Source organism: Bacillus sp. 7_6_55CFAA_CT2 (assembly GCF_000238655.1).
Taxonomy (GTDB): Bacteria; Bacillota; Bacilli; order Bacillales; family Bacillaceae_G; genus Bacillus_A; species Bacillus_A cereus.
Map to the genome: position 1 here is coordinate 1,595,503 of NZ_JH414708.1, position 7,141 is coordinate 1,602,643.

The window sequence follows — 7,141 nt, forward strand, 5'->3', positions numbered from 1 at the left end:
TTTGAGTTCGAACTCAATTCATACAATATATGAAAATTTCGAAACTCTCAATGATTTATCCCATACTTAACTTTTCTTTTACTTTCGATTCAACATGTCTTCATTTGCAAAAAAGCGAATATATCTTCTAATGCTTAGCCAGCAAGGGATACAGGTTTAATTTTATGAAATTCATGTAAATTTAAATCTATTCATGTCAGAATCTCTGTTATTTTTAAGTTCATATGGGAAACTTATTAAAAAAAGGATGGTGACAAAAATGACAATCGATCGAATTTGTACAATTGGACCCGCAAGTAATAATAAAGAAACATTAGCACAGTTAATAAAGAATGGTATGAAAATTGTTCGACTGAATTTATCGCATGGCACGCATGAAAGTCATAAAGACATCATTCGTTTAGTGAAATCATTAGATGACTCTATTAAATTTTTGGGTGATGTACAAGGACCTAAAATAAGATTAGGTGAAGTGAAAGGAGGGCAAATTACACTTCAGGCAGGAGATTCTTTTATTTTACATACACAACCAGTTACAGGGAGTAATACAGAAGCGAGTGTTGATTATGAAGGAATTGCGAATGATGTGAAAGTAGGCAGTAGAATTTTAATTAATGATGGAGAAGTTGAATTAATTGTTGAAAAGATAAGTACGGACAAAATAGAAACGAAGGTAAAAACAGGTGGCAATATCTCATCTCATAAAGGAGTTAATTTACCAGATGCGGCTGTTCGTTTACCAGCTATTACAGAGAAAGATAAAAAAGATATTCAGTTTCTTTTAGAGGAGAATGTTGATTTTATCGCATGTTCTTTCGTAAGAAAACCTAGTCATATAAAAGAAATACGAGATTTTATACAACAGTATAAAGAAACGTCACCTAATGTAATTGCAAAAATAGAAACGATGGAAGCAATCGAGAATTTTCAAGATATATGTAAAGAAGCAGATGGAATTATGATTGCAAGGGGCGATTTAGGAGTAGAGTTACCATATCAATGCATTCCGCTTTTACAGAAAATGATGATTCAGGAATGTAATCGAACGAATACATATGTCATTACAGCAACACAAATGCTTCAATCTATGGTAGATCATTCTATTCCAACAAGGGCTGAGGTGACTGATGTGTTTCAAGCTGTACTGGACGGGACGAATGCAGTTATGCTTTCAGCTGAAAGTGCATCAGGAGAACATCCAATCGAAAGTGTGAGAACATTACGTCTCGTTTCAGAATTTGCGGAGCATGTTAAAAAAGATGGACCTTTTGCGATGAAAGATGTACTGCGATTACTGCGTGAGTCTCTGGATGAGTAATAAAAAGAGGGCGGATATACATCCGCCCCCGTGTTTTTCATTCATACTATTCTTGCTCTTGCTCATCCAAAATCTTTTCAAACGCAGCAGATACTTTATCAAACTCTTCATCATTTTCAATGTATGAAAACTCATTATCTTCTTCTACTTTTAAAAAGAAAATATCAATGTCTTCCTCAGTTTCTGTTTGGATATCTTCAACAAAGGCAACTGCAATATATTCTGCGCCTTCGACATCCATCGCTCCAAGTACTTCTACTTCTTGCTCTTCGTTATTCTCATCACTAAGAGTAAACACTTCGCCAACTTCAATATCAGACATATTCATTCTCCTCCTGTTCGACTCTAAAAATAGAGCACTCAAACTGTATACATACTAACATATCTTTCCATGAAAAACCAAATTCATACATAAGAAAAACGACTAATAGTTCTTTAGTATAAGTATCCAGCTATTAGGAGCATTATTTGTGTGTGCTATATTACTTAATCCATTCAACAATTGTATCCATAGTCTGTCTTGTTTTATCACGTTTTGGATCTTCTTTACGGTAACCAAAGGCAACCATAACTGATACTTCAAGATTATCGCCTTGTATAATGCCTTCTTGACGAAGTAAGGAGTCTACTTTCTCTTTATCGAATCCTTCTATCGGACAAGAATCAATGCCGATTTGAGCTGCGCTCGTCATCATATTACCTAAAGCAATATAAGTTTGTTTAGATGCCCAATCAAATACAGTACGATCGGATTGTAATAAGTTAAAATCTGTTTCCTGGAACTTTTTGAAGAATTCATATCTAATTTTTTGAGTGTCTTCAGGCAATCCAATAATATCGTTCATCATATATTTAATATACTCTGCATCATAATGCATATCTTTAATGTTTCTTGAAAGAACAATGACGAAATGGCTTGCTGTTGCAAGTTGCCCACCAGCGCCCCATGAATACGGTTGTAGTTTTTCTCTTAATTCTTTATTTTGTACGACAATAAATTTCCAAGGTTCATATCCAAAAGAAGAAGGAGATAATCTGCCTGTTTCTAAAATGAATTTAAAATCCTCTTCTGAAATTTTGTGCATAGGATCGAACTCTTTACATGCATGTCTGAAATGAAAAGCCTCCATAATTTTCTCTTTTGTAATTTCGTTTGTATTTGTCATAAAAGTTCCTCTTTTCGTTAATTTATTTTGTAAGTAAATTATATTTTTAAAGTAACATAGATACAAGTACGCACATTTATGTGGTATAGTATCAAAAAAGATACTAATGTTAAGGGAAGGGATTTATTATGGATTGTCCAAACGAAAATAATATAAATTACCCATTTTTAAATAAATATTCTTGTCCAGTTGAAGCGATGGTAGAGGTGATTGGTGGAAAATGGAAAGGTGTTATTTTGTATCATTTATTAGATGGGAAAAAGAGGTTTAATGAATTAAAAAGATTAAAACCTAATATCACACAAAGAATGTTAACACTTCAGCTGAGAGAACTTGAAGCTGATGGCATTATACATCGTGAAGTATACCGTGAAGTGCCACCTAAAGTTGAATATTCGTTAACTGAGCTTGGTGAATCACTACGTCCAGTGATTCTATTAATGATGGAATGGGCAACTCATAATATGGAGAAAGTTTTGGAGAGTAGGGATACGAAAAATAATAGTTAAGAGTTGAAATTGTTATAGAAGAAATAATTGTAGAAATAAAAGGTGTTTTCATACGTGAAAACACCTTTTATTTCTATATTTTTTACTTTCCAACTTCAACTGCTGAAGTTGGAAAGTTATTTAAGTTTGCAATTTGACCATACCAATCAGCGTGTTTAAAAACAACACCTTTTCCATATCCGTCCGTTGAAGTACGTTCCCATAGCGTTGTTGAATAGCTAGCAGTGGGGGATGCTGTACGTACAGAAACAATTTGATTTTGCCAACTAGCAGACAAGTTTTTATAACCGCTACTTAGAGAAAAATACTCGCTACCTTGATTTGTGTGTTTATAGAAGTCTGTACTACCAGGTCCGCTTCCACCAACACCAAGGGGAGTGATTGAATTATTCAACCTTTGTTTATCTTTTTCAATAAAAGACTCTAAACTTTCTTTGCTCGAAAATCCATAAGATAACCAGTCTCCATTTTGATTTTGTTTCGGTAGAACTAATGTTATTTTTACGTCTTCCTTTGATGGAGCACTCAATTTGTTAAACGAATCAACAGTCTTTTCATCTACAGTTACATATTCGAAAGAGGAAATCGAATAATCCTTTTCGGTACTAGCTGATACTAATCCCACTCCTCCAGCTAACGACGAAACAGTTAATAATGCACCTGCTATCAACTTTTTAAGCATGGATTCATCTCCTTAAAACTTAGATTTTTTACATAACTAAAATGTATGTTAATTTGAATGTTTTATAAATATTTAGAAATTTATAAAAATTAAACAGAATATTCTTTTATTATTCTGGAGTAAGGAAAGTAATTAAAAATGAAAAAAGGTTTACTTAAAAAGTAAATCCTTTTTGCTGACCTATTTCAAAACTCAATGGATTAAAGTTTCATTTTATCCATCTATGAATCATAAACTTCTTTTGCATTCGTAGAAGCAGCATCTAATATAAGGAAAATGGCTGCTATCATATGTAGAACGATGTCTATATAAGGGAAAAAGGCAACTAGAGTAACGATAATGCCGATATAATGAGGGTACGTATTCATGTCTACTTTTTTAGCTAATAAAATAGTAGTGATATGTAACACAATCAATAGAAGTAAAGGTATCCCATATAGGTTAACAAGACTTGGAAATACATAATAACAAGGAAGTAATAAAAGATGATAGATCCCTGTAGTCCACTTTAGTGCTTGTATGTAGGTTTTCAAAGTGAATCCTCCTAAAATCATTCATAGCTATATATTACCAAAAATAATGAATAATTTGATATTATATATTTGTAGCTTTGAGTAGATTGTAATTATTTTATGTAAACTAATTATAATCTATAAAATAGAAAAACCACCCAAACGAGGGTGGTTCGTATTATAAATAACTACTTAAAGAAGAAATCGGAACCTTTACCTCACTACCTTCCTTCATATTCCGCAACACAACAGTGTTTGTACTAAGTTCGTCTTCCCCAATAATAAGCACATAAGGGATATTTTCTTTATTGGCATAATTAAGGGCGCGTTTTAATTTGCGTCCTGCTAGTTCAAGTTCGACTTTTAAGGAAGTGGTGGAACGTAATTGCTGGGCAATTTGTAAGCATTGTAACTCAGTCCCGAGTGGGATGATAAATAGATCCGCTGTAGATGAGATTGTTTCTTTCTGCGATAGTGCTGTATAAATAACGTCTAAACCGAATGAAATACCGACTGTTGGATAGTTTATATTATCACCACGGAAAGCTCCGATAATGTTATCGTATCGACCACCGCTACCGATGCTAGATGTAATCGATCCATCTTTTAAAAAGATTTCATATACAGTACCTGTATACATTGTGAGTCCTCGCGCTAAAAACGGGTTGAATATCGTATTTTCATTTATTCCAAGGGCGATTAAATATTGCTGTAATTGTTGTAGTTCGTTTACTCCATCGGCAACGAGTGGATTATTGAAAGCTTCTTTAAAGTCAGCGATAGTAAGCTTTAGACAAGATAATACGGTATTACATATCGTATCAGCCATTTCTTCAGAAATTCCGCGCTCTAATACATCTTTTCGTACACCATCAATCCCAATCTTTTCGATTTTATCTAATGATAAAATGACGTCACTTGTTAACTCAGTAGGGATGTTAATGGCCTGAAGAATACCATTTAACAATTTTCGGTTATTATATTGGATCGTTATCTCTAAGTTTAACGTTCGGAACAGTTCAAACGCCATACCCATAAGTTCAGCTTCTGCCATGACAGACTCAACACCGACGATATCAACGTCGCATTGTATAAATTCACGAAATCTTCCTTGTTTAATTGGCCCATCTCGAAATACTTTCCCAATCTCATACCGTTTAAAAGGGAGGCGGATGTTCTGGTTCATTGCCACAACCTTTGCGAATGGAATAGTTAAATCGTATCGTAAGGCGAGCTCACGTTTTCCTTGATCCTGAAGTGTATATATTTCTTTTAATATTTCATCGCCACCGCCGTACTTGTAAGACATAAGCTCATACATATTTAACGTCGGCGTTTCTAAAGGTTTGCATCCGTATCGTTCAAACGTATCTTCACAAGCTCTTTTAATTTTATTTCGCAGCACTTGTTCCTCTGGTAAATAGTCTTTCGTTCCTTTTACATTTCTCATTTCCATTGTAATCACTCCTTTTTAAATTAAAAAAAGCTATGTGAGTATAAAAATACCCACATAGCTTTATGAACGCTTCGTGGGTCAACAGGAAAAGCCCTGTACCCACGAAGAAAAATTTTTCTTCGGATACACGGCGTTACGTATGATGATGAAGTTGGAAAGAAGTATTAACATTTTGCATTAGAAATCTCTCCTTAACATAAGTTTTTCCAAATTATATCAGATGATTTTTGAATTATCAATATTTTTAGTTTTGAAAAATACGTGAAGTTATGTAGGAGAAATGGAAAAGGGTGTATAATAAAACTTAATAATATGAAATAACCTTTTAAGGAGAACGTTATGAAAAAAGATAAAACAAATGCGATGCGAATATTAGATAAAGAAAAAGTTGAATATTCGATGATGTCATATGATCCAGACGATGGGAAAATTGATGGCGTATCAGTAGCCGAGAAAATTGGACGAGAAGTGAGAGAAGTATATAAAACGTTAATCGCTCAAGGGAATAGTAAAAATTATCATGTGTTTATTATTCCGGTGGATGAGGAACTAAATTTAAAAGCTGCGGCAAAAGCGGTAAGTGAAAAGAAAATTGAAATGATTCCTGTAAAAGATATTACGAAAGTGTCAGGATACATTCGCGGCGGTTGTTCACCAGTTGGAATGAAAAAGCTATTTTCTACATGTATTGATGAAAGTGCCCAATCACTTAATACGATCATTGTAAGTGGAGGGAAAATCGGTATACAAATTGAGCTTAAAGTAGATGACTTGGCGAAAGTGACGAGAGCGCAGTTTGGTGAAGTAACGAAGTAATGATACATAGGAAAAGAAGTTCTAGTTTTATCCCGCTATTTGCCGGGCAGTAAGACCCTCATCTCAAATTTCAGCGGAAGCAAAGAAATTAGGTGGGGATCAACTGCCCGTAAAAGCCCGATTGGTGAGGGTTGATTAAAGTTTCACTTTATTGAATTTAGATAATAATTTAGAGGATAGTTAGTCCATTATGGGGCTGATTATCCTTTTTTATTTACAAATTGGATAAAGATTGAATGTTTAGTTTGATATAGGTATGTAATCTGAATTGTTTGTTTGGCTTTGAGAGGAGGTAAAGCCTCGATGCAAGAACTTGAAATAAACAAGCAGGGTTTATTCTTAAAGATAGACAAAGAACAGGAGAGTGTTTTAATGAGGAGTCAAGAAATATCCATAAGAAAGCACAAATTGGGGGATGCCAGTATTTTTGAAAAACACGCTAATAGTATGCAAGATTTTATACAGTTTTTTGGCTAATCCAGTAACAAACAAGAGCACTAAAACCACGTTAGGATAGGAATGTATATAATATGTATAGATTCATAGAACTAAAAAAGGGTTCACTTGTGAGAGCAGGGTTGTCCTTTTTCCTCGCTAACGCTAATGATGGGTTATGTTAACCTCATATGTATAGAATATACAGTTAACTAAAAATGAAAAGTTTACAATTAAAAATGAACAA

General features: G+C 33.8%; 9 protein-coding genes. 4 read left to right on the top strand and 5 right to left on the bottom strand.

The window, feature by feature from the left end:
- The first annotated feature begins 259 nt into the window (after positions 1-259).
- Positions 260-1,318, top strand: coding sequence for a pyruvate kinase (locus HMPREF1014_RS08210; RefSeq protein ID WP_000151086.1), 1,059 nt, complete (start codon positions 260-262; stop codon positions 1,316-1,318).
- 46 nt (positions 1,319-1,364) lie between these two features.
- Here HMPREF1014_RS08210 and HMPREF1014_RS08215 read toward each other — a convergent pair whose 3' ends face one another.
- Positions 1,365-1,646, bottom strand: a complete 282-nt coding sequence (locus tag HMPREF1014_RS08215; protein WP_002005464.1) for a DUF1292 domain-containing protein — start codon at positions 1,644-1,646, stop codon at positions 1,365-1,367.
- A 154-nt stretch (positions 1,647-1,800) separates the two neighbouring features.
- On the bottom strand, positions 1,801-2,484 hold the full coding sequence (locus tag HMPREF1014_RS08220; protein ID WP_000185718.1) for an NAD(P)H-dependent oxidoreductase: 684 nt from the start codon (positions 2,482-2,484) through the stop codon (positions 1,801-1,803).
- Between the two features lie 128 nt (positions 2,485-2,612).
- Between HMPREF1014_RS08220 and HMPREF1014_RS08225 the strand changes: the two genes are divergently transcribed.
- Positions 2,613-2,993: a winged helix-turn-helix transcriptional regulator gene (locus tag HMPREF1014_RS08225; RefSeq protein WP_000340572.1), complete on the top strand. Its 381-nt coding sequence runs from the start codon at positions 2,613-2,615 to the stop codon at positions 2,991-2,993.
- Between the two features lie 82 nt (positions 2,994-3,075).
- On the opposite strand, the gene HMPREF1014_RS08230 is transcribed toward HMPREF1014_RS08225, so the two are convergent.
- The 3 genes from HMPREF1014_RS08230 to HMPREF1014_RS08240 form a co-directional block, all read right to left on the bottom strand.
- Complete coding sequence (locus HMPREF1014_RS08230) at positions 3,076-3,675, bottom strand: hypothetical protein (protein ID WP_000914241.1); 600 nt, start codon at positions 3,673-3,675, stop codon at positions 3,076-3,078.
- 221 nt (positions 3,676-3,896) lie between these two features.
- Positions 3,897-4,208 carry a hypothetical protein gene (locus tag HMPREF1014_RS08235; RefSeq protein ID WP_000860723.1) on the bottom strand — a complete coding sequence of 104 codons (312 nt, stop codon included), beginning with the start codon at positions 4,206-4,208 and terminating at the stop codon, positions 3,897-3,899.
- Positions 4,209-4,365: 157 nt separating this feature from the next.
- Positions 4,366-5,643: a histidine--tRNA ligase gene (locus tag HMPREF1014_RS08240; protein WP_000425994.1), complete on the bottom strand. Its 1,278-nt coding sequence runs from the start codon at positions 5,641-5,643 to the stop codon at positions 4,366-4,368.
- A 339-nt stretch (positions 5,644-5,982) separates the two neighbouring features.
- Here HMPREF1014_RS08240 and ybaK point away from each other — a divergent pair, with 339 nt between their 5' ends.
- The gene (gene ybaK, locus HMPREF1014_RS08245) at positions 5,983-6,459 is read left to right on the top strand and encodes a Cys-tRNA(Pro) deacylase (protein ID WP_000710892.1); all 477 of its coding nucleotides are present in this window, start codon (positions 5,983-5,985) and stop codon (positions 6,457-6,459) included.
- 303 nt (positions 6,460-6,762) lie between these two features.
- On the top strand, positions 6,763-6,936 hold the full coding sequence (locus HMPREF1014_RS31515; RefSeq protein ID WP_001156923.1) for a hypothetical protein: 174 nt from the start codon (positions 6,763-6,765) through the stop codon (positions 6,934-6,936).
- Positions 6,937-7,141: the final 205 nt, after the last annotated feature.

Bases quoted from the DNA above. Each gene is read 5' to 3' on its own strand.
- HMPREF1014_RS08220 (WP_000185718.1), bottom strand. From the start codon at position 2,484: ATGACAAATACAAACGAAATTACAAAAGAGAAAATTATGGAGGCTTTT.
- HMPREF1014_RS31515 (WP_001156923.1), top strand. From the start codon at position 6,763: ATGCAAGAACTTGAAATAAACAAGCAGGGTTTATTCTTAAAGATAGAC.
- HMPREF1014_RS08210 (WP_000151086.1), top strand. From the start codon at position 260: ATGACAATCGATCGAATTTGTACAATTGGACCCGCAAGTAATAATAAA.
- ybaK (WP_000710892.1), top strand. From the start codon at position 5,983: ATGAAAAAAGATAAAACAAATGCGATGCGAATATTAGATAAAGAAAAA.
- HMPREF1014_RS08230 (WP_000914241.1), bottom strand. From the start codon at position 3,675: ATGCTTAAAAAGTTGATAGCAGGTGCATTATTAACTGTTTCGTCGTTA.
- HMPREF1014_RS08215 (WP_002005464.1), bottom strand. From the start codon at position 1,646: ATGAATATGTCTGATATTGAAGTTGGCGAAGTGTTTACTCTTAGTGAT.
- HMPREF1014_RS08240 (WP_000425994.1), bottom strand. From the start codon at position 5,643: ATGGAAATGAGAAATGTAAAAGGAACGAAAGACTATTTACCAGAGGAA.
- HMPREF1014_RS08225 (WP_000340572.1), top strand. From the start codon at position 2,613: ATGGATTGTCCAAACGAAAATAATATAAATTACCCATTTTTAAATAAA.